We start from the raw sequence: 20,412 nt of genomic DNA, 5'->3' as shown, positions 1-20,412 counted from the left end.
CCTGGGCTCCGCAACCGTGCTCAACACAACTGTCCGTCGAAAGTGCATACGTCCCTGCATTTGTGCCCGACGCCCGCATTTCCGATGCACAGTCGCGAATGTCCGCGGCTGAAGAGAGCCTGGAGCAAGCACGGGATACAAGAGAAGCTCCGTGACCGATCGGTCACGGAGCTTCTCCGTTCTGCGTGGCAGATGAAGGATTCGAACCTTCGAAGGCAATGCCGGCTGATTTACAGTCAGCTCCCTTTGGCCGCTCGGGCAATCTGCCGCAGTCAGCGCTCGATGAGCACCTGAAAAGAATACAAGGCTCGGGCCCGAATCTCCAACTCGATTGACGCACATCACATCCGGGGCCCTCCACTAGACTTGGCGGTGAGAATCCCGCCCGCCGGGCGCGGGCACGATGCCTACGAGAACAAGGAGCACCCATGGCCAGCGAATCCTCATTCGACGTCGTCAGCAAGGTCGACCGCCAAGAGGCAGACAACGCGCTGAACCAAGCGGCGAAGGAGATCAACTCCCGCTACGACTTCCGTGGCACCGACGCCTCGATCGCCTGGAGCGGCGAGGCGGTGCAGATGAAGGCCAACAGCGAGGACCGGGTCAAGGCCATCCTCGACGTCTTCCAGTCGAAGCTGGTCAAGCGCGGCATCTCGCTCAAGTCCCTCGAAGACGGCGACCCCTACCCCTCGGGGAAGGAGTACCGTATCGATGCCTCGATCAAGGAAGGCATCGACAAGGACAACGCGAAGAAGATCTCGAAGATCATCCGCGACGAGGGGCCCAAGGGCGTCAAGGCGCAGATCCAGGGAGACGAGTTGCGCGTGAGCTCGAAGAAGCGCGATGACCTGCAGGAGGTCATCTCCCTGCTCAAGAGCCAGGACCTCGAGGTCGACCTCCAGTTCACGAATTACCGCTGAGGTCGGTGCCGTTCACCCACTTCGCACTTCCTCGGCGAAGTCGAGCAGCTCGGTCGTGACGGTCGTATTCATCTGCTCGTCGCCGATGTGAGGCGAACCATCGCCTTTCTGCGCACCGTAGTCGCCGAAGCTCGAATGGCTGGCTCCCGGAATCTCGACCATCGTCGCCGAGGCGGGTAGCTTCTCACGGGCGTCCGCGACTTTCTGCGGTGTGGAGAGTCCGTCCTCACTGCCGGCGAGGCTGAGCACGGGAAGCTGATCGTCGGAGAGATCGGCGGCGCAATAGGAGCCGAAGAGCACCAGGGCGTCGGCTTCGTCGGCGGCGGAGCAGGCACGGACCCCGCCCATGGAATGCCCGCCGACCAACCACGACTCGGTCCCCGGCGAATAGTCCGTGAAGGTGGACAGACCGCGCGGGTCGACGATGGCCAGGCGCAGCCAGGTTTTGACGATGACGACCGTGGCAGAACCTTCGGCCACGATTCCGCTCAGACGCCGGGCGTAGGCTTCCGCGTCGACCTTCGCTCCTGGGTAGAAGACGAGACCGATCGATGTCGTCGACTTCTCGGCCGGGTGCAGCACGACAGCGTCGGCATGCTCTTCGACGGTGATCGTCGGGTCGGTGAGGGCGGTCTCCCAGGCCTCCGATTCGGCGTGCATCACTCCCGATTTCGCCCAGATCACCAACGCGATAACGGCGATGACACAGAGCGCCAGTACACCGGCCACCACTCGGACGGCCCAGCGGCGTACTGTTCGGATGGAAGTCACTCAAGAAGTCTACGCGCGACCGCGGAACAGGCCCCCATACCCCATCAGCGCTCAGCCTGCCCGACTATGACGGACTGCGTCGTCATCTGACCGAACCGTACGTTCCTTGACCCTCACGTGACGGGCTGTGACGCCGATCATCGGCTCGGCCCGCCCGCATCCGCCGCCGCTGTGAAGATGGCGGCATGTCCACCACACTGACCACGCCGCGGATCTCCGCCTCGGCACCGGCTTCTGCGATCGAATCGCAGCCGACAGCCCGGCACCGTCTGCGCCGAGCGCTGTCCTTCGAGGTCATCCCGCCCCGGTCCGAAAAGCAGGCCGCACGGCTGCCCGAACTGCTGCGATTCCTCGACTCGCTGAGTCCCGACTACCTTGCCGTGACCTCCTCAGCCAACAGCGGCTGGCTGCAGGGCACTGCGGACTTCATCGCCGACATCACCGCCACCACCTCCCTTCGGCCCTTGGCGCATCTGGCCTGCACGGCCGGCACCGAGGCGGAGCTGCTGCCCTGGATCGACCACCTCCTCGGCGTCGGGGTGCGAGGATTCCTCGCCATCCGCGGGGACTTTCCCGTCGGAGAATCGAGCCTGCCGTCCGGGCACCTGCCCCACGCCGATGCCCTTGTGCAGCTGCTGCGCACCGTCGAGACCGACAACGTCGCCCGACTGGCCGCCGGACGCCTCGGCATCGGCGTCGCCGCCTATCCTTCCGGGCACCCCGAGTCCACAGGGCCGGAAGAGGACCTCGACGTGCTGGCCGCCAAACAGCGCAACGGTGCCGACTTCGCGATCACGCAGCTCTTCTTCGACCCGAACGCCTACGCCAGGCTGCGCCGTCGCGCCGAGCATGCCGGCATCACCATCCCGATCATCCCCGGCATCCTGCCGATCACCGACATCAAACGACTCCACACGATGGGACGCCTCTCCGAACTCCCCGTCCCCGACCACCTCGTCGCCCGCTTCGATCACGCCGAGGATGCCGCCGCCGCTCGACGCATCGGGCTCGACATCACCGCCGAGCACACAGCCGCGATCCTCGACCAGGGAGCCGACGGCCTCCATTTCTACACCTTCAACGACCTGTCCACCACCGAAGAGCTGCTCACCGCACTCGACGACAAAGGAGTATCCGTGTCCTCATTCCCACCCCCGCCGCCACCTCGACGGTGGCCGCCGACGACCGACAGTGAAACCACAACACAGAAGGAAGCACGTTCATGACCAGCACATTCCCACAGGCCACGATCACCGGCTACCCGCGCATCGGACCGCGACGCGAACAGAAGAAGGCCCTCGAATCCTATTGGGCCGGCCGCATCGACGCCGCCGAGTTCGCCCAGGCCGTGCACACCCTGCGCATCGACACCTACCACCGGCTGCGTGCACTCGGACTCACCGAGGACTACGCGATCCCCGTGTCCTACAGCCACTACGATCACGTCCTCGACACCGCTCTGAGCGTCGGTCTCATCCCCTCCGAGACCACCGGCACCGACTTCGACCTCGACGAATACTTCGCCCTCGCCCGCGGCACCGCGCAGCGTTCCCCGCTCGAGATGACGAAGTGGTTCGACACGAACTACCACTACCTCGTGCCCGAACTCGAGGACTCGACGACGTTCAAAGCCCACCCTCAGCATCTGCTCTCCCTCGTCTCCGAGGCCAGGACCGCCGGCCACCTCGTCCGCCCCGTCCTCGTCGGACCGGTCACGCTGCTCACCCTGGCGAAGACCGCGCCGGGCACCGCCACCTCGCCGCTGGATCGGCTCGAGGAGCTCACCGCCGTCTACCTCGACGTCATCTCCATCCTCGCCGCCGCCGGCGTCGAATGGGTCCAGCTCGATGAGCCGGCACTCGTCACCGACGTCCCCGGGTTCACCGATGAGCAGCTCGCCGAGGCAGCCGGGCACGCCTATGCCACCCTGTCAGGGGCGAGCACGCACCCGAAGATCTTCGTCACCGCCCCGTACGGGACCCTGCGGTCGGGGCTCTCGGCGCTGGCGACCTCGGGCATCGACGCACTCGGAGTCGACATCTCCGCGGCCACCCGCACGAACGACCCGGACTACCTCGAGCGTGTGGCCGCCGAAGTGCCCGAGTCGACCCACCTCGTTGCCGGCATCGTCGACGGACGCAATGTGTGGGCCGCTGACCTGGAGGAGAGCCTCGATGTGCTCACCGGTCTGGGACGAAAGTCGCTGAGCGTGTCGACCTCGACCTCCCTGCTCCACGTGCCCTACACCGTCGCCAACGAATCCGCGCTTCCGGTCGACGTCGCCTCCTGGCTGTCCTTCGCCGAGGAGAAGGTCACCGAGGTCGAGGCGCTGTCGACGGCCTTGTCCTCCGGTCCGGAAGCCCGCACCGAGGCGTTCAACCGTTCGAATCGGGCCTGCCGCACCCGCGCCGAGTCCGCGCGAGTCCACGACGCCGAGGTGGCCGCCCGCACCGCGGCCCTGTCCGGTCACGACGGCTTCCGCACCGACTATGCGACGAGGCGGGAGGCACAGTCCGGCCTCGCAATCCCGTCCCTGCCGACGACGACCATCGGATCGTTCCCGCAGACGGCCGAGGTCCGCCGGGCACGTGCCGATCATCGGGCGTCGCGGATCGACGCCACCGCGTACGAAGCGGCGATGCAGGCGGAGATCGATCGGGTCGTGGCGTTGCAGGAGGACCTCGGGCTCGACGTCATCGTCCACGGCGAACCCGAACGCAACGACATGGTCCAGTACTTCGCGGAGAACCTCGGCGGCTTTGCCACCACGGACAACGGCTGGGTCCAGTCCTACGGTTCTCGCTGCACCCGACCGCCGATCCTCTTCGGCGACGTCTCCCGCCCGGCACCGATCACCGTAAAGTGGTCGACCTATACGGCGACGCGGACCCAGCGGCTCGTCAAGGGCATGCTCACCGGGCCGGTGACGATCCTCGCCTGGTCCTTCGTCCGCGATGACGTGCCGTTGGCCGAATCGGCCGATCAGATCGGAATCGCTCTCTCGGACGAGGTCGCCGACCTCGAAGCGGCCGGCATCGGCATCATCCAGGTCGATGAGCCGGCCCTGCGAGAGCTGCTGCCGCTGCGCGAGGCCGATCGGGAAGCCTACCTCGGCTGGTCGGTGCGTTCCTTCCGGCTCGTCAACGCCCGTGTCGCTCCCGGTACGCAGATCCACACACATCTGTGCTATTCGGAGTTCGGTGAGATCATCGACGCGATCAATGCCCTCGACGCCGATGTCACGAGCATCGAGGCGGCCCGGTCGCGGATGGAGGTGCTCGATGACATCGCGGACTTCGACTTCGTGCGCGGGATCGGGCCCGGCGTCTATGACATCCATTCGCCGAGGGTTCCCTCGGTGCCCGAGCTCACCGAACTCATCGATGCCGCACTGGCGAAGGTTCCGGCCGAGCGGCTGTGGATCAATCCCGACTGTGGGCTCAAGACCCGCGGCTACGCAGAGGTCCGCGCCTCGCTGGCCAACCTCGTCGCCGCCCGTGATGCCGTCCTCGCACGAGAGGCGGACACGGTCACGGTCTGATTCGGGCGAACACTGAGGCAGCGCCCCGGGGCCGGGGCGAAGGACACGCCCCCGTGTCGTGAGGCAGCACCTCGGGGCCGGGCGGGAGGACGAACCTTCCGTCCGGCCCCGTCTCAGTCCCACCTCAGCGCTGGGGCAGTTCGAGTGGAATGTAGTACAAGCCCTTCGAGTCCTCCTCCACACTCACCCGCAACCGGTCGTCGACGGCAATGAAGTCGTTGACCTTGATGGTGCCCTTCGTCTCGCTGAGTTTGCGCACGGCGAACGCCGGGATGAGTCCCTGGCGGCCCGAGCTGTCGACGGCCAGGGCGTATTTGGGACCGGTGGCCCGCACTCGGACGTCGATGGCGCTCTGCTGTTCGCGCACCGCCACCGGGTCCAGTTCGTGTTCGGGATCGGTCAGTGCGGTGAGCTCGACGGCCAGTGTGTCGGCCATGTCGTCGACGGTGGCAAGCATGTTCGCCATCGCGCGGGCGAATTCGCCGTGCAGCTTGCTCGGCTTCATCGCCGCACCCGGTTTGTACATGTCCTCGTGGGTCAGTTCGCTCCATGCATCCTGGAGTCGGGTCTTGACCTGAATCTCCGCGAAGACCGGTTGCCCCTGGTCAGAGGGGATGCGGAGGATGACGTGGCAGGCACGGTAGCCGCTGGCTTTCGGCGGGTTCGTGTAGTCCCGCGATTCGATGAGGTCGAAGGAGCCGAGCTGTTCGGGATCTCGCAGAGCCTCGAACATCATCTTCTGATCACGCGGTGATTTGCACAGCACCTTGACGCCGACGATGTCGCGGATCTGATCCTCGACGTCGGCGGTGTCGCGGACCTCGAGCTGCGGATCCTCGTCGAACTTCTCGGTCAGCTTGGCCAGGGTCCTTGCGGCGTCCTTGATCCTGTGTCCGTCGACGTCGAGGCGGGAGATGTCCTTGTCCTTGAGCAGACCCTTCTGCTGTTCCTTGAGCCAGTGTTTGATCCGCACAGCCGCCGTCTGCCAGGCATCGAGTCGTTCGACGTAGGCGCGTTCGACGACCGTTCTCAGCTCCGATTCTTGGCTCACGGGGCCTCCCTGCCTGTTTTCGGCGCGCACTTCGGTGCGCAGTGGACGTTTCCGACTCTACGCGTCGGGACCATCCCACACCGGCAGCGACTCGTCACCCCGGTGCACCGGGTGGAGATGCCGCGACCGGTAGGGTGTGCTGCGACCGGGAGGACACGCGGCGACCGGGAAGGGACGCTGCCGCCGCTGACGATGGGGGACGCCGCTGACGGTAAGGTGGTCCGCCACCAGTGCGACTTGCCGCTACGGGTGCGGGATGCTCGGGAGCCTCAGTGGCCGGAGGCCGACTGGCCCACGGACTCCGAGGTGACGTGGCCGCGTGCTTCCGCGAGCATCGCCTCGCGGGTGGCGAGCTTGATCCGTTCGCGGCCCTCGGCCTCGCCGGCGGCCTTCTCGGCAGCCTCGACCCGGTGGTAGCCCTCCCAGTCGACGTAGTCGATGCCCTTGGACTCAAGCAGGTCGACGATCGCCGACTCGTCGGGGTACACGGGCTCGGTGAGCGCTCCGGCCTCACGGTCATCGAAGACGTGACCGATCGTCTCCAGCGCATCGCCCTTCGTGTGTCCGATGAGTCCGACGGGTCCGCGCTTGATCCAACCTGTGGCGTAGACGCCCTGGACGACATCGGCCTCGGCGGCCTGCGTCTGATCGTCGGCGTCGACGACCCGGCCCTCGTGGTTGGGGATCACACGTCTGCGGTCGTCGAAGGGAAGCTGCGGCAGTTCGGTGCCGGCATAGCCGACCGCACGGTAGACCGCGTCGAGGTCCCAGTCGTGGAAGGTTCCGGTGCCGTTGACCCCGCCGGTTCCGTCGAGTTCCATGCGTTCGGTCCGCAGACCGGTGACATGGTCCTCGCCGAGGATGGCCACCGGGGCGTGGAGGAAGTGCAGGTGGAGGCGACGCTTGGCTCCGGTGGGTTCACGCATCGTGAAGTCGGTGAGGGTCTTCGCCACCTGTTTGACCTGGTTGCTCGATTCGATGGCTTCCATGGACCCGTCGTCGAACTCGAAGTCCTCGGGGTAGACGATGATGTCGACATCCTTGACGTGTCCGAGTTCGCGGAGCTCCAGAGGCGTGAACTTCGCCTGAGCCGGACCACGGCGGCCGAAGATATGGACGTCGGTGACGGCAGAGGACTTCAGTCCTTCGTACACATGGTCGGGGATCTCCGTGGTGTGCATGTCATCGGCCTGCTTCGCCAGCACACGCGCCACGTCGAGGGCGACGTTGCCGTTGCCGATGACCGCGACCCTCTCGGCGTCGAGCGGCCAGGTCTGGCCGACGTCGGGATGGGAGTCATACCAGTTGACGAAGTCCGCAGCACCGTAGGAGCCGGGCAGATCGACGCCGGGCAGGTCGAGTGCGGCATCGACGAAGCACCCGGTGGAGAAGATGACGGCGTCATAGCGGTCGGTGAGCTCTTCGAGGTGAAGGTCCACGCCGTATTCGACGTTGGTGAACAGGCGGATGTCACCACGGTCGAGCACCTTGATGAGTGCGTTGATGATGCCCTTGATCCGCGGATGGTCGGGGGCGACTCCGTAGCGGACGAGGCCGAAGGGAGTCGGCAGACGATCGAAGAGGTCGATGCTCAGATCGAAGTCGCGTTCGGCCTTCGTCATGAGATCAGCAGCGTAGATCCCGGCAGGACCGGCGCCCACGATTGCCACCCGGAAGGGACGAGTCATTCTCACACCTCTCTAGTCATTCGACCCCGAGTCTATCGCCAATGTAGGCAATCCTTACAACGACGTGACCAAACTCGCACTCCACCCTCGGCCCATACCAGCTGTCGGAACCACTCGCGAGAAGTCTGGGAGTTCCCTAGACTCACTCTGTGATCGCCTCTGCACCTGATGAGTCCGCGTTCCGGCGCGTCGGACTGGGATATGGAACCTCCGCCTACATCATCTGGGGGCTCATCCCCCTCCTCTTCGCTGCGGCCGCCCCGACCGGCGCGTTCGAGATCGTCGCCCACCGCATCATCTGGTCGCTGATCTTCTGCGCCGTCCTCCTCTTCTTCGCCAGGGGCTTCACCCGCACATGGAAGATCGTGCGCTCGGGACGGACATTCGGCCTGCTCGCACTGGCGTCAGTCCTCATCGCGATCAACTGGACGACGTACGTCTACGGGATCGAGTCGGGCCACCTCGTCGAGATCTCCCTGGGGTACTACCTCAATCCGCTCATCTCGATCGGCCTCGGCGTGATCCTGCTCAAGGAGAAGCTGCGCCCACTCCAGTGGGCCGCGGTGGGCGTCGGTGCCGTCGCCGTCATCGTCGTCGGACTCGGCCTCGGCCGATTCCCCTACCTCGCCCTCACCGTCGCACTCTCCTTCGGCCTCTACGGCCTCGTGAAGAACAAGGTCGGCGGGACCGTCGGCGCACTCGAGGGCATGACGGTCGAGACCGCCGTGCTCACCATCCCGAGCATCGGCTTCCTGCTCTACCTCGCTTCCCAGGGTGTCGGCACCTTCACCGGCTTCGGTGCATGGCACGTGGTCATCCTCCTGGCCACCGGCCCCCTCACAGCAATTCCCCTCATCCTCTTCGGCGCCGCCGCACGCAGGATCCCCCTGTCGTGGGTGGGCATGCTGCAGTACATCGCCCCGACGATGCAGTTCATCCTCGGTGTCGCCGTCTTCGGTGAGACGATGTCGACGACGAGGTGGATCGGCTTCCTCATCATCTGGATCGCCGTCATCCTGCTGTGCACAGACATGATCCGCCAGTCGCGCAGGCATCCTCGCATCGGCTGAGACACCGGCCGGCCTCACCCTGGCCGGCAGGCACGGAATCCGAATCGAGACGGATCGATCTGTCGAGACGAATTCACCCGTCACCCTTGACACCCCTATAGGCACCATGGTTCATTAGTTAGGTAACTAACCAATACACATGGAGCCGAGAATGATCGACGACGCGAAACCCCTCTTCATTCAGATCGCAGAGAAGGTCGAGGACTCGATCCTCAACGGAACCCTGCCCGAACTCTCGCGGGCTCCGTCGACGAACGAACTCGCCGGCTTCTACACCATCAACCCGGCCACCGCTGCCAAGGGCATCAATCAGCTCGTGTCCAAGGGCGTGCTGGAGAAGCGCCGCGGAATCGGAATGTTCGTCACCGAAGGTGCCCGGGCGCCGCTGATCAACGAGCACCGCACCACCTTCTCCGAGAACTTCATCACTCCGCTCCTAGCCGAGGCCAATCGCCTCGGGCTGGGTTCGAAGGACGTGATCGCGCTCATCGAAGAGCGCTCCCAAGAGCTCCACCTGACCACCGCCATCGACCCGACCACCACCGATCCGACCGCACTCGATCCGACCGCAGCGAAGGGATGACCCATGAACTCCGTCGTCGAGGTCCGCCACCTCACCAAGACGTACAAGAACGCCACCGCACTCGATGACATCAGCCTCACCATCGAGAAGGATTCGATCTACGGGCTGCTCGGACGCAACGGCGCCGGCAAGACCACTCTGATGTCGATCCTCACCGCCCAGAACTTCGCCACCAGCGGCGAGGTCGCGGTCTTCGGCGAGGATCCGTACGAGAACGCCCGCGTGCTGGCCCGCATGTGCTTCGTCCGAGAAAGTCAGAAATACCCTGACGATTCGAATGCCGGTCACGCTCTGGCAAACGCCCGGCTGTTCTTCCCACACTGGGATCAGGCCCTGGCAGAGGAGCTCACAGACGACTTTCGCCTGCCGCTGAAGACGATGACCAGGAAGCTCTCCCGCGGTCAGCAGTCCGCCATCGGTGTCATCATCGGACTGGCCTCCCGCGCCGAGATCACCTTCTTCGATGAGCCCTACCTCGGCTTCGACGCCGTCGCCCGGCAGACCTTCTACGACCGACTCATCGCCGACTACGCTGAGCATCCGCGCACCATCGTGCTCTCCAGCCACCTCATCGACGAGGTCGCCGATCTCATCGAGAACGTCATCGTCATCGACCGCGGCCGCATCATCATGGATGAGACCACCGAGGAGGTCCGCAATCGCGCGGTCAACGTCGTCGGGGATGTCGACGCGATCAACCGCCTCGCGGCCGGTCGCGAGGTCATCCACCGCGAATCCCTCGGTCGGGTGGCCTCGGTGACGATGCTCGGCCGGCTCAGCAGAACCGACTGCGAATTCATCGCCGAGGCGAACCTCGATCTCACTCCCGTCTCCCTGCAGCAGCTCATCGTGCGCAGCACGCAGACCGATTCCACCGACCATTCCGCAGCCGACACCGAAGTCAGGAGCCTGCAGTCATGACCGCTGCGATCGAAAACCCACCCCGAACCGCTCCCTCACGTCCGAGGAACCGCACGCTGGGAGTCATCCGCCTCCAATTCACCAACACCCAGACCTTCGTCTGGGTCCCCGTCCTCGTCCTCGGCGGGATGTGGCTCATCACTCTCATCGTCTACTGGATCATCTCGGCGTCGGGCGTCGACGGACCGATGTACAGCGGAGGATCACAGGCACCGCTGTGGTACTTCGCCGTCGTCGGAGCCCAGGCGATGAACCTCACCTTCTACTTCTCCCAGGCTATGAGCCTCACCCGTCGCGAGTTCTACGTCGGTTCGCTGCTCGCGGCCACAATGAGCGCCGTGGGGGTCTCCGCCGTCTTCGTCGCCCTCGGGCTCATCGAACAGGCGACGAACGGCTATGGGATCGGCGGCTACTTCGCCTACCTGCCGTGGGTGTGGGCGAGCGGACCGCTCGCCGCCGGCGTCATCTACTTCGTGCTCACGATGCTGTGGTTCGTCCTCGGCTTCTGGTTCGCCATCGTCAACAAGCGCTTCGGTGCGCTCATCCTCACGCTCTCGCTCATCGTCATCGCTCTGGTGCTGTTGGCGGGTGCCGCCTGGCTGAGTTTCAACCAGTCCTGGGGCGAGCTGTGGATGTGGTTGGCGAACACGCAGGCGATCGGCCTGGCCTGCTGGGCACTGGGACTGACAGCGGTCTTCGCTCTGGGGTCGTATCTCACGCTCCGCCGCCTGACTTCCTAGGTCGCCGAAGACGACCCGGCAGCCGAGATCAGCTCAGCACCGCCAGCACTCCTCCGGCGAGCATCGCGGCCACCGCTACGGCGGCACCCATCGCCGCGGTCGTCCTCCATCCCATCGCCTTGCCGACCATGACCATCGACGGAATGCTCAGGGCCGGCAGGGCGATGAGCAGGGCACCGGTGACGCCGGCACCGACACCCAGCGGCAGGAGGGTGAGGATGATCGGGATCTCTCCCCCGGTCGGGATGACGAGCAGCGTCGCCACGATCGCCGCCACGAGCACCGCGCCGGCACCCAGCTGCGCTTCGAGTCCGTAGACCCCGGTCAGCCACGGAGCGAGCAGCCCGACGAGGAAGACGAGCGCGAGGTGCTCGGGCACGAGGATGAGTGTGAACCGGCCCAGCGACCGAAGGTAGCGCACGGGCAGGGAGGACAGCCTCGGCGAGGTGGGGCTCGGGTCGGGCGCAGCCTCGGCGCTTCCCGTGATCCATCGTCCGATGAGCGCGCTGGCGCCGACGGCGATGAGGAGGGCGAAGACGATGCGCACGGCCACGTACTGCCAGGGCAGGACGAGGGCCAAGAAGATGAGTACGGCCGGGTTGAGCAGCGGATTGCCGACCCAGTACGCCAGCGCCGCGGATCGTCTCACCCCGGTGTCGCGCAGACCCGCGGCGACGGGTGCCGCGCAGCAGGTGCACATCATGCTCGGCGTGGACAGGGCGGCTCCGGCGAGGGCCTGGCCCGTGTGGCTGCGACGGTTGAGCAGCCGGGCCAGCCAATCGCGAGGCACGAGGGCATCGATGGCCGCGGCGACGAGCAGTGCCACGAGCAGCGCCTTCCACACTGCGGTGAAGTATACGAGCGTGAAGTCCCAGGCCCCGGCGAACGAGATCGTGTCGCCGGCCGCGTCGAAGAGCGGGCCGCCGTCCCATATCGAGGTCTGGCTCATCGTCCAGGCCTTGTCCCAGTAGGGCAGCCATTTCGACCAGCTCAGCCCCACCACGAGGACTGCGACGAGGACGCCCAGGCCGATCCAATCGGCGGGAGCCAGTCGTCGTGAGGAGTGTGTGGGCTCCGTTGCCGTGGGGCTGGTCATCGCTGTTCGTCCTTGCTTCGGCCGCGGTGATGCGGAACGGAGAATTCAGCCAGAGAAGTTCAGGAGGTGCGGGCGACGACGGAGTCGGCGAACGCGAACAGGGAGTCTTTCACCTGTCCTGCCGGCAGCGGTGCGAGGGCGACCTTCGCCTCATCGGCCCAGCGCAGAGCCTCGGCGCGGGCACGTTCGGTCACGGGGTGCGCGGCCAGGGCGGCCCGGGCGGTCTCCAAGGCGACGTCGGAACTCAAATCCTCATCGAGGAGGCGCACCACCTCGGCGGCGGAATCATCACCGTCGGCGGCAGCGGCCCGCACGTAGAGCACGGGCAGGGTCGGAACGCGTTCGCGCAGGTCCGTGCCCGGGGTCTTGCCGGACTCGGAGCTCGTCGTGGTGAGGTCGATGATGTCGTCGGCGAGCTGGAAGGCCACGCCCACACGCTCACCGAAGGTGCGCACGGGCTCGGCCAGCGCCGGATCCGCGCCGGAGAACATGACCCCGAACTGCGCCGAGGTGGCGATGAGCGAGCCCGTCTTGTCCGCGAGCACCTGGATGTAGTGATCGATGACGTCGGCGCCCTCGGGCGGTCCGGCGAATTCGTTGAGCTGACCGAGGACGAGGCGTTCGAAGGTCTCGGCCTGGATGCGCACGGCCTCGGGACCGAGCTTCGCCGTCACCCCGGAGGCCTTGGAGAAGAGCAGGTCGCCGGTGAGGATGGCCACCGAGTTGCCCCACACCTCGTGGGCGGCCGGTGCCCCGCGGCGCACGGGAGCGTCGTCCATGACGTCGTCGTGGTAGAGCGAGGCGAGGTGGATGAGCTCGACGGCCACGGCCGCGTCGATGATGTCCTCGGTGTCGGCCTGACCCAGGCGGGCGGTGAGCAGCACGAGGTTCGGGCGGGCGCGTTTGCCGCCGGCGGCCAGCAGATGCTTCGAGGTCTCGTCGGGCAGCCGACGCATCTGCGCGGTCACCTCGTAGAGCCTGGCCTCGACGGCGTCCAACTGAGTCGAGATCTCCGCCGCGAGCTGGGCGTCGTCACCGGTGAAGGTGGCCTGAGAGGCTGGGTGGCTCATGTCCTCGTCATTCGTCGTAGTCGGTGTCTGTCCTCGCCCGAGTGCTCAGCCGTTGCTGGTGGCCGGGACGATTCGGGTCAGGGCGTCGATCACCCTGTCGATGAGATCGGCGTGGGAGACCTTCGGGTCGCGGTAGAGGTTCGCCAACAATTTGACGACGAACTCCATCACAACGTCAACACCCATACCGTACTTGATTCCGAACTGCATGAGCGCAGGGTGGCCGATGATCGAGGCGAAAACCCGTCCGAGGGTGAAGTAGCCGCCCAGGGAGTTCCCGAGCAGTTCGGGGTATTCGGCCAGTCGTGCGCGCAGCACGTGCTGCGGGTAGCGGGAGTAGGTGGAGATCACCTCGGCGGCGATGCGCGCCGATTCCAGCGCGTAGTCGATGCCCTCCCCGTTGAACGGGTTGACCATTCCGCCGGAGTCGCCGACGAGCAGCAGCCCGCGGTGGAAGTGAGGGGTGCGGTTGAACGCCATCGGCAGGGCCGCGGACTTGATCGGTCCCAGCTCGGTGGTCTCATCGATGCCCCATTCGTGGCCCATGTCCGCAATCCACTGCCCCATCACCGAGCGCAGGTCGACGGATCTGAACTGCGGCGAGGAGTCGAGCAGGCCGGCGCCGATGTTCACGGTGCCGTCGCCGAGGGGGAAGATCCACCCGTATCCGGGCAGGGTCTCGGATTCGCCGTTCGCGTTGCTCGAGCGCATCTCGACCCAGGACTCGATGTAGTCGTCGGCGTGCCGAGGCGTCGTGTGATACGAGCGGGCGGCGATGCCCATGGGGCGGTCGTCGCGCTTCTCCAGGCCCATGGCCACGGCCAGGCGGGAGGAGACTCCGTCGGCGGCGATGACGATGGGGGCGCGGAAGTGGGCTTCGGGCCCGACACGGCGACCGCGGTGGTCGGTGCCCGAGGCGTGCACCCCGCGGATCCATCCGTCCTCGCCGATGTCCGGGGACATCGCCTTGACCTGTTCGAAGAGGCGGGCACCGCTGCGTTGGGCATGCCGGGCGAAGGCTTCGTCCATGCTCATGCGGGGGCGGGTCAGTCCGTAGTTCGGGGTGCCGTCGATGTCGGGCCAGTCGAGTTCGAGGCGGTGGCCGCCTCCGATGAGTCGCAGTCCCCGGTTCGGGTGCCAGCCGTCGGATTCCTCGAGCTCCATGCCGAGGAGCCCGGCTTCCTTGACTGCGCGTGGGGTCAGGGCGTCGCCGCAGATCTTGTCGCGGGGGAAGCCTGACTTCTCGAGGATGATCACCTCGTGTCCGGCCTGGGCGAGGTAGGCGCCGATCGCCGATCCGGCTGGGCCGGCACCGACGACGACGACCTCGGCGTCGAACTCGTTCACGGTTTGAGAGCGTGATGGACGGCGACGATTCCGCCGGTGAGGTTGCGGTACTTCACCTGGTCGAACCCGGCGTCGAGGATCTGGTGGGCGAACGCGTCCTGGTTCGGCCAGGCGCGGATCGACTCGGCCAGATAGACGTAGGCCTCGGGGTTCGAGGACACGGCGCGGGCAACGGCGGGCAGTGCCCGCATGAGGTATTCCTTGTACACGAGGCTGAAGGCGTCGAGGGTCGGGGTGGAGAACTCGCAGATGACGAGCCGTCCGCCGGGTTTGAGCACACGCAGCATCTCGTTGAGGGCCGTGTCGACGTCGTGGACGTTGCGGATGCCGAAGGAGATCGTGACGACGTCGAAGCTGGCGTCGGAGAAGGGCAGATCCATCGCATCGGCGTAGATGAAGTCGATCTGCGGGTGACGACGGCGGCCTTCGGAGAGCATGCCCGACGAGATGTCCCCGGCGACCACCTCGGCGCCGTGATGGGTGAACGTCATCGACGAGGTGCCGGTTCCCGCCGCCAGATCGAGCACGCGTTCGCCGGGTCCGGCGGCCACGGAATGGGCGACGGTGCGCCGCCAGGTGCGGGCGAGACCGAAGGTGAGGACGTCGTTCGTGAGGTCGTAGCGGGAGGCGACATCATCGAACATCGAGGCGACGTCGTCGGGCTGCTTGTCCAGCTGGGCACGATTCATGCTCTCATTGTCTCAACACCACCGCGCAGACGGCGAATCCGGATCCCCGCTCTCACGCGGGCGCGGATGTGGAGATAGCCACATTCGCCGTTCCCTCCATCACCGAGGCGGCGGATCGACAGCGGGTCCTCGTCTAGAATCGAAGCGACATGACTACGACATACGGCACCTCCGACATCCTCGCCGCTCCCCCGCGTCTGAACGTAGCCTCCCGCTTCGTCGACGACGTCGATCCGGGTCCGGGCTTCCCGTTCGAGTCCGGTCTGCCGACCACTGTCGAGCAGACCCTCGAGCTGCTCCCGACGACGGCGTTCTCGTGCTGGGTCCGCGACACCTCCGGGCTGATCGGCTTCGGACGGACGATGCGCATCAGCGCGCGCGGTCCCGAACGGTTCACCGAACTCTCGCGTGCCTGGTCGGCGATCGCCGAGGCGGCCAGTGTCGAGGACGAGGTCGACCTGCTCGGGTCGGGTCTGATGTGCTTCGCCACGGTCGCGTATTCCGGGGAGTCGAGCGTCGACTCGATCCTCCACATCCCCGAATTCGTGCTCGGCCGCCGCGGGGGCCGCGTATGGCTGACATCGATCACGACGTCCGACGAGCATCCCGTGCCGCCGGTGCTCCACCCCGAACCGCTGCGCCGCATCGAGTCGGCGACGTCCGAGCTGGGTGAACTCGATCCGAGCAGGTGGGCGCGGCTGGTCGAACAGGTTTCGGCGATGCTCACCCCCATCGACACCACCGCCGAGGTTGACGCGTTCACCGACGATCCGACGCTGCGCAAGATCGTCCTCGCCCGCGACGAGGTGGTCACCACCGAGAACGACATCGACGTGCGTGCCGTGCTCGGGGCGCTCAACCGCAGCTATCCGAGCTGCTGGACCTTCGACGTCGCCGGGCTGATCGGGTCGACCCCGGAGCTGCTCATCGGGGTCGAGAACGGTCGGGTGACCTCCCGCGTCCTCGCCGGTACCTATCGGGTGGAGAAGAACCCGATGGAGGAGATGCCGCAGGCGAGGAAGCTGCTGAGCGCACACAAGGACAGCACCGAACACGCTTTCGCCATCGCGTCGCTGCAGCGCAGCCTGGGTTCGGTCGCCGAGGACGTCACCGTCGATGAGCGCCCGCACCTGCTGCCGTTGGCCAATGTCATCCATTCGGCTTCGGATGCGCAGGCGACGCTGGCGGCAGGCTCCGACCTCAATGCCCTCGACATCGCCGCCGCCGTCCACCCCACCGCAGCAGTTGGCGGGTACCCGCAGGCGAGCGCCGTCGCCCACGTCGATGAGCTCGAACCGCTCGACCGCGGCCGCTATTCGGGCCCCGTCGGGTGGATGGACGGGCGCGGCAACGGCCAGTTCGGCATCGCCCTGCGCTGTGGTCAGCTTGAGGACCGCAACCGGATCCGCCTCTACGCCGGTGCCGGGATCATGCCCGATTCGGATCCCGCCACCGAGGTGGCCGAGACGAATGCGAAGTTCGCCCCGATGCGCCGGGCGCTGGGTCTGGACTGAAGGTCCGGGTCAGACCAACCGGGCTGCCTGATTCGCCCCGGGAATAATGGAGACAGTGAAGCCACGGAAAGGACTTCCCTGTCATGCCCCAAAAGAAATACCCGCTCGAGCTTCGTGAGAGAGCAGTCCGCATGGTCCTCGACGCACTCGAAGCTGACCCGGGTGCCCGCCGCGGCATCTTCCGCCGTATCGGCGACCAGCTCGGTGTCAACCCCGAAACGCTGCGGTCGTGGGTCAACCAGGACCAGGTCGATGCCGGCGACCGGCCCGGCACCACCACCGCTGATGCCCAGCGGATCAAGGACCTCGAGAAAGAGAACCGGGAACTGCGCCGGGCTAACCAGATCCTGAAGTCGGCGTCGGCTTTCTTCGCGGCGGAGCTCGACCGCCCCTCGAAGTAATCGTCGCCTTCATCGACGAGCATAAGGACGAATTCGGAGTCGAGCCGATCTGTTCCACGCTGCGTGCTGCCGGCGTGAAGATCGCTCCGAGTACCTACTATGCCCGCAAACAGCGGCCAGCCTCGAATAGGCAGAAACGTGACGAGATCCTGAAAGAGGAGATCAGCAGGGTGCATACGAACAACTACGATGCGTTCGGAGCCCGGAAGATGCACATCGTCCTCAACCGCGAACCCGACCCGTTAGGGCGCGGGCATGTAGCCCGATGCACGATCGAACGCCTGATGAAAGACCTCGGATTACACGGGATCAAGAGGGCCAAAGCACCGAACACCACACGGTCAGCACCGCGGGAGAACTGTCCAGCCGATCTCGTCGATCGCCACTTCGCGGCTTTCGCCCCTGACCGGCTGTGGGTTGCCGACATAACTTATGTGCACACGTTCACCGGGTGGGTCTACGTCGCGTTCGTCACCGACGTGTTCAACCGCGAGATCGTCGGCTGGCAAGTCTCGAGATCGCTGCATACCGAGTTGGCTCTTGATGCTCTGCAGATGGGGATCTATCAGCGGAAACGTGCAGGTGGCGACCTATCCGGGCTGGTGCACCACTCAGATCGCGGGGTCCAGTATCGGGCGATTCGCTATGGCGAGGCCCTGGCCGAACAAGACGCCGTCGCCTCTGTCGGGTCGAAAGGCGACTCGTACGATAACGCCCTTGCCGAAGCCTTAAATTCACTCTATAAGGCCGAGCTGATCCGGAACAAGGGTCCGTGGAAAGGTATTGATGATGTCGAGATCTCCACGGCGGAGTGGGTGCACTGGTTCAACACGTACCGGCCTCACGGAGCACTCGGTGGTGCGACTCCCGCTGCGTTCCGAGCAGACTATTTCAACGCGCTGCCACGGGCTGCCTAGCTCGTGCACAAGCTGACGATTTCCAAGTAGAAAACTCTCCATCAAACCCGGGGCTTGACAGCCTCCCCGGCCACGCTGACCGCCTTGGCGCTCACACCATCTCGGCGCTCACACCGCCTGGGCCGCTCACTCACCGGTTCGGTTGAAGAACGCGTCGTGCACGGCGTGTTCTTCGAGGCAAGCGATCAGTGAGCCGGATCAGCGCGGGATGGCGACCTCGATGATGCGGCGACTTCCGGCAACGCCGGTGCCGGAGACGTCAGCAGCGTTCTCACCGGAGGCGTCGGCGCTGCCTTCACCGGCGAAGGCGCGTTCGAACTCTGCCGCGCTCGTCACCTGCGCATAGTCCCACCCGTATCCTGCAGCGAGGTCGGCGAATCCGCGGCCGTGCGGGACGGTGAAGTACCGCTCCAGATATCCTGCGAGGTGGTCCTGGGAGTGTTCGAGTCCGGAGAAGATCGCTCCCCCGTCGTCGTTGAGCACCACGATCGTCACGTCGCCGATGGCCTCGGCGCTGGGGGTGAGCAGTCCGCCGATGTCGTGGAGCATCGCGATGTCCCCGATGAGCAGAACGACCGGCTCACCCAACCCGAGGGACAGTCCCGTGGCAGTGGAGACGAGTCCGTCGATGCCCGCCAGTCCCCGCGAGGCATGGATGCGGGCACGGATGTCGGCGGCATCGCTGAGATAGCGCACCGAGTTCGAACTCGCGACGAAGAGTGTGGTGTCCTGCCCGGCGAGGTATTCGGTGATCGCGCGTGCAGTCGACTGGAAATCCCCCGCCGAGGCGGCGCCTGCAGACCCGGTCGACTCCGCGTGCGAGGACCTGGTCGACTCCGCTGCCGCGGAACGTTCGTTCCGAGCGGCTGCGACAAAGCCCTCCCCCGCATCGATCCAGTCACGCACCCACACAGCGCCCGCAGCGGCATCGCCGTCTGCGACATCGGTCTTGACTGTGTCATCCGCGATAGTCGCTTCGTCCGCAACGATCGCCCCGCCCGTCACGGTCACCTCGTCCGTCACGGTCAGGGTCAGCGCATCGATATCGTCGGGCACGCGCTGCACGGTCACCCTTTCGTCGGCGAGCAGCGCGGCCACGGGTCGTGTCAGCGTCGGCTTGCCGTGGACGATGACCGTCCGGATCGCATCCCGCAGGTCTGTCCGCTCGCCGAGGACCCGCGCGTGGGAGGGCACGAAAGTCGAGGACTCTTCTGTTGCCCGCGCCAGCGGACTCGAGGGTTCGGCGAGCACCGGCAGGTGGTGAGCGGCGGCGAGCGCACGCAGCGATTCGGCCGGGTGACCACCTGCGTCGCCGGCGACGATGACGGTGCCAGAGGTGATCGTCACGGTGGCTCCGGAGCGTGCTCCCTCCGCCGGCCCGGCTTGGGCGACCCTCTCGGACGGTGCGGCGGTCATGGCCTGCCCGACTGTCGTCGCCGAAGGCTCGGACTCGGCCATCCCCTCGACCTCATCGGTCCACGTCCTCAGTTCGTCCGGGGTCGGAACCAGCGGGGTGTCGAACTGCACGTTGAACTGGACCGGTCCGGCCACCTCGGCGACGGTTCCACCGACCTGACCCACCGACGCCGACACCGCAGAGGTCACCTCTCGATCAACGATCTCCGCGTCCTCACCTGCGGCAATGTCAAAGCGGGCGCGGACATCGCTGAGCACTTGGGACTGATCGTCGATGGTCTGGTTGGCGCCGGTCGCCCGCAGTCGGGCGGGTCGGTCGGCGCTGAGCACAAGCAGCGGGAGATGCCCATAGGAAGCCTCGAGGACGGCAGGGTGAAGATTGGCCACGGCCGATCCGGAGGTCGTCACGACCGCCACGGCAGACTGCCGTTCGCGCGCACGCAGGCCGCGGGCCAGGCCGAGGGCGAGGAACCCGGCGTCGCGCTCGTCGATGCGCACATGCGTTCGGATCAGCCCCGCCTCGGCGAGGGGGCCGAGCGCGTAGACCAAGGGAGCGGACCGGGAACCGGGGGCGATGACCACATCGGTCACCCGCGATCGGACCAGGCTCCGGGCTATCTGCTGCGCCACCGCGCTCGAATTCGACATCACCTGATATTCAACCACTTGCCCACCTG

17 protein-coding genes, 1 tRNA gene and 1 other annotated feature are annotated in these 20,412 nt (G+C 66.0%); of the genes, 9 read left to right on the top strand and 9 right to left on the bottom strand.

Annotated elements, in window-relative coordinates:
• Positions 1–186: 186 nt before the first annotated feature.
• A tRNA-Tyr gene (locus tag J9314_RS05890) sits at positions 187–268 on the bottom strand.
• A gap of 160 nt (positions 269–428) precedes the next feature.
• Between J9314_RS05890 and J9314_RS05885 the strand changes: the two genes are divergently transcribed.
• On the top strand, positions 429–920 hold the full coding sequence (locus tag J9314_RS05885) for a YajQ family cyclic di-GMP-binding protein (RefSeq protein ID WP_210604942.1): 492 nt from the start codon (positions 429–431) through the stop codon (positions 918–920).
• Positions 921–932: 12 nt separating this feature from the next.
• On the opposite strand, the gene J9314_RS05880 is transcribed toward J9314_RS05885, so the two are convergent.
• A complete protein-coding gene (locus J9314_RS05880) occupies positions 933–1,691 on the bottom strand; it encodes an alpha/beta hydrolase (protein WP_210604941.1) in 759 nt (252 codons plus the stop codon).
• A gap of 185 nt (positions 1,692–1,876) precedes the next feature.
• Here J9314_RS05880 and J9314_RS05875 point away from each other — a divergent pair, with 185 nt between their 5' ends.
• Together J9314_RS05875 and metE are read left to right on the top strand one after the other, a co-directional pair.
• The gene (locus tag J9314_RS05875; RefSeq protein ID WP_210604940.1) at positions 1,877–2,917 is read left to right on the top strand and encodes a methylenetetrahydrofolate reductase; all 1,041 of its coding nucleotides are present in this window, start codon (positions 1,877–1,879) and stop codon (positions 2,915–2,917) included.
• Positions 2,914–5,232 (top strand): 5-methyltetrahydropteroyltriglutamate--homocysteine S-methyltransferase, encoded by a 2,319-nt coding sequence (gene metE, locus J9314_RS05870; protein ID WP_210604939.1) that lies wholly within the window; start codon positions 2,914–2,916, stop codon positions 5,230–5,232. Before J9314_RS05875 ends, metE begins: the two co-directional genes overlap by 4 nt.
• Positions 5,233–5,356: 124 nt before the next feature.
• Here the strand turns inward: metE and J9314_RS05865 are convergent, their stop codons facing one another.
• Both J9314_RS05865 and J9314_RS05860 read right to left on the bottom strand, forming a co-directional pair.
• Entirely contained in the window at positions 5,357–6,283 is a 927-nt protein-coding gene (locus J9314_RS05865) for a GTP pyrophosphokinase (RefSeq protein ID WP_210604938.1), read from the bottom strand.
• 269 nt (positions 6,284–6,552) lie between these two features.
• Positions 6,553–7,971 (bottom strand): FAD-dependent oxidoreductase, encoded by a 1,419-nt coding sequence (locus tag J9314_RS05860; RefSeq protein ID WP_210604937.1) that lies wholly within the window; start codon positions 7,969–7,971, stop codon positions 6,553–6,555.
• 149 nt (positions 7,972–8,120) lie between these two features.
• Between J9314_RS05860 and rarD the strand changes: the two genes are divergently transcribed.
• The 4 genes from rarD to J9314_RS05840 all read left to right on the top strand — a co-directional run bounded on the left by rarD (position 8,121) and on the right by J9314_RS05840 (position 11,285).
• The gene (gene rarD, locus J9314_RS05855) at positions 8,121–9,041 is read left to right on the top strand and encodes an EamA family transporter RarD (protein WP_425514176.1); all 921 of its coding nucleotides are present in this window, start codon (positions 8,121–8,123) and stop codon (positions 9,039–9,041) included.
• A gap of 151 nt (positions 9,042–9,192) precedes the next feature.
• A complete protein-coding gene (locus tag J9314_RS05850) occupies positions 9,193–9,624 on the top strand; it encodes a GntR family transcriptional regulator (RefSeq protein ID WP_210604936.1) in 432 nt (143 codons plus the stop codon).
• Between the two features lie 3 nt (positions 9,625–9,627).
• Complete coding sequence (locus tag J9314_RS05845; protein WP_210604935.1) at positions 9,628–10,545, top strand: ABC transporter ATP-binding protein; 918 nt, start codon at positions 9,628–9,630, stop codon at positions 10,543–10,545.
• Positions 10,542–11,285 (top strand): hypothetical protein, encoded by a 744-nt coding sequence (locus J9314_RS05840; RefSeq protein ID WP_210604934.1) that lies wholly within the window; start codon positions 10,542–10,544, stop codon positions 11,283–11,285. Before J9314_RS05845 ends, J9314_RS05840 begins: the two co-directional genes overlap by 4 nt.
• A 28-nt stretch (positions 11,286–11,313) precedes the next feature.
• On the opposite strand, the gene J9314_RS05835 is transcribed toward J9314_RS05840, so the two are convergent.
• Genes J9314_RS05835 through J9314_RS05820 form a run of 4 tightly spaced genes read right to left on the bottom strand, consistent with a single transcriptional unit; the run spans position 11,314 to position 15,487 of the window.
• The gene (locus tag J9314_RS05835) at positions 11,314–12,381 is read right to left on the bottom strand and encodes a permease (RefSeq protein WP_210604933.1); all 1,068 of its coding nucleotides are present in this window, start codon (positions 12,379–12,381) and stop codon (positions 11,314–11,316) included.
• Between the two features lie 59 nt (positions 12,382–12,440).
• Positions 12,441–13,451: a polyprenyl synthetase family protein gene (locus J9314_RS05830; RefSeq protein WP_181274774.1), complete on the bottom strand. Its 1,011-nt coding sequence runs from the start codon at positions 13,449–13,451 to the stop codon at positions 12,441–12,443.
• Positions 13,452–13,496: 45 nt separating this feature from the next.
• A complete protein-coding gene (locus J9314_RS05825) occupies positions 13,497–14,798 on the bottom strand; it encodes a geranylgeranyl reductase family protein (protein ID WP_210604932.1) in 1,302 nt (433 codons plus the stop codon).
• Positions 14,795–15,487, bottom strand: a complete 693-nt coding sequence (locus J9314_RS05820) for a demethylmenaquinone methyltransferase (protein WP_210604931.1) — start codon at positions 15,485–15,487, stop codon at positions 14,795–14,797. Before J9314_RS05820 ends, J9314_RS05825 begins: the two co-directional genes overlap by 4 nt.
• A 149-nt stretch (positions 15,488–15,636) precedes the next feature.
• Here J9314_RS05820 and J9314_RS05815 point away from each other — a divergent pair, with 149 nt between their 5' ends.
• Complete coding sequence (locus J9314_RS05815; RefSeq protein ID WP_210604930.1) at positions 15,637–17,001, top strand: isochorismate synthase; 1,365 nt, start codon at positions 15,637–15,639, stop codon at positions 16,999–17,001.
• Positions 17,002–17,084: 83 nt separating this feature from the next.
• Positions 17,085–18,319, top strand: a protein-coding gene (locus tag J9314_RS05805; RefSeq protein ID WP_425514167.1) for an IS3 family transposase whose coding sequence is annotated in 2 segments (ribosomal slippage) — positions 17,085–17,364 and positions 17,364–18,319 — 1,236 coding nt in all. Because the reading frame shifts where the segments join, the coding sequence is not laid out codon by codon here.
• Positions 17,363–17,491: a sequence feature (AL1L pseudoknot), on the top strand. (Overlaps the previous gene by 129 nt.)
• Before the next feature lie 198 nt (positions 18,320–18,517).
• Here J9314_RS05805 and menD read toward each other — a convergent pair.
• Positions 18,518–20,383 carry a 2-succinyl-5-enolpyruvyl-6-hydroxy-3-cyclohexene-1-carboxylic-acid synthase gene (menD, locus tag J9314_RS05800; RefSeq protein ID WP_246490633.1) on the bottom strand — a complete coding sequence of 622 codons (1,866 nt, stop codon included), beginning with the start codon at positions 20,381–20,383 and terminating at the stop codon, positions 18,518–18,520.
• Positions 20,384–20,412: the final 29 nt, after the last annotated feature.

The sequence above is a fragment of the Brevibacterium oceani genome (genome assembly GCF_017948325.1).
GTDB lineage: Bacteria > Actinomycetota > Actinomycetes > Actinomycetales > Brevibacteriaceae > Brevibacterium > Brevibacterium oceani.
The sequence above is the reverse complement of the archived record's forward strand: the minus strand, read 5'-3'. Positions and strand labels throughout refer to the sequence as shown.

Bases quoted from the DNA above. Each gene is read 5' to 3' on its own strand.
- J9314_RS05885 (WP_210604942.1), top strand. From the start codon at position 429: ATGGCCAGCGAATCCTCATTCGACGTCGTCAGCAAGGTCGACCGCCAA.
- J9314_RS05875 (WP_210604940.1), top strand. From the start codon at position 1,877: ATGTCCACCACACTGACCACGCCGCGGATCTCCGCCTCGGCACCGGCT.
- metE (WP_210604939.1), top strand. From the start codon at position 2,914: ATGACCAGCACATTCCCACAGGCCACGATCACCGGCTACCCGCGCATC.
- J9314_RS05860 (WP_210604937.1), bottom strand. From the start codon at position 7,971: ATGACTCGTCCCTTCCGGGTGGCAATCGTGGGCGCCGGTCCTGCCGGG.
- J9314_RS05850 (WP_210604936.1), top strand. From the start codon at position 9,193: ATGATCGACGACGCGAAACCCCTCTTCATTCAGATCGCAGAGAAGGTC.
- J9314_RS05845 (WP_210604935.1), top strand. From the start codon at position 9,628: ATGAACTCCGTCGTCGAGGTCCGCCACCTCACCAAGACGTACAAGAAC.
- J9314_RS05840 (WP_210604934.1), top strand. From the start codon at position 10,542: ATGACCGCTGCGATCGAAAACCCACCCCGAACCGCTCCCTCACGTCCG.
- J9314_RS05835 (WP_210604933.1), bottom strand. From the start codon at position 12,381: ATGACCAGCCCCACGGCAACGGAGCCCACACACTCCTCACGACGACTG.
- J9314_RS05830 (WP_181274774.1), bottom strand. From the start codon at position 13,451: ATGAGCCACCCAGCCTCTCAGGCCACCTTCACCGGTGACGACGCCCAG.
- J9314_RS05820 (WP_210604931.1), bottom strand. From the start codon at position 15,487: ATGAATCGTGCCCAGCTGGACAAGCAGCCCGACGACGTCGCCTCGATG.
- J9314_RS05815 (WP_210604930.1), top strand. From the start codon at position 15,637: ATGACTACGACATACGGCACCTCCGACATCCTCGCCGCTCCCCCGCGT.
- menD (WP_246490633.1), bottom strand. From the start codon at position 20,383: ATGTCGAATTCGAGCGCGGTGGCGCAGCAGATAGCCCGGAGCCTGGTC.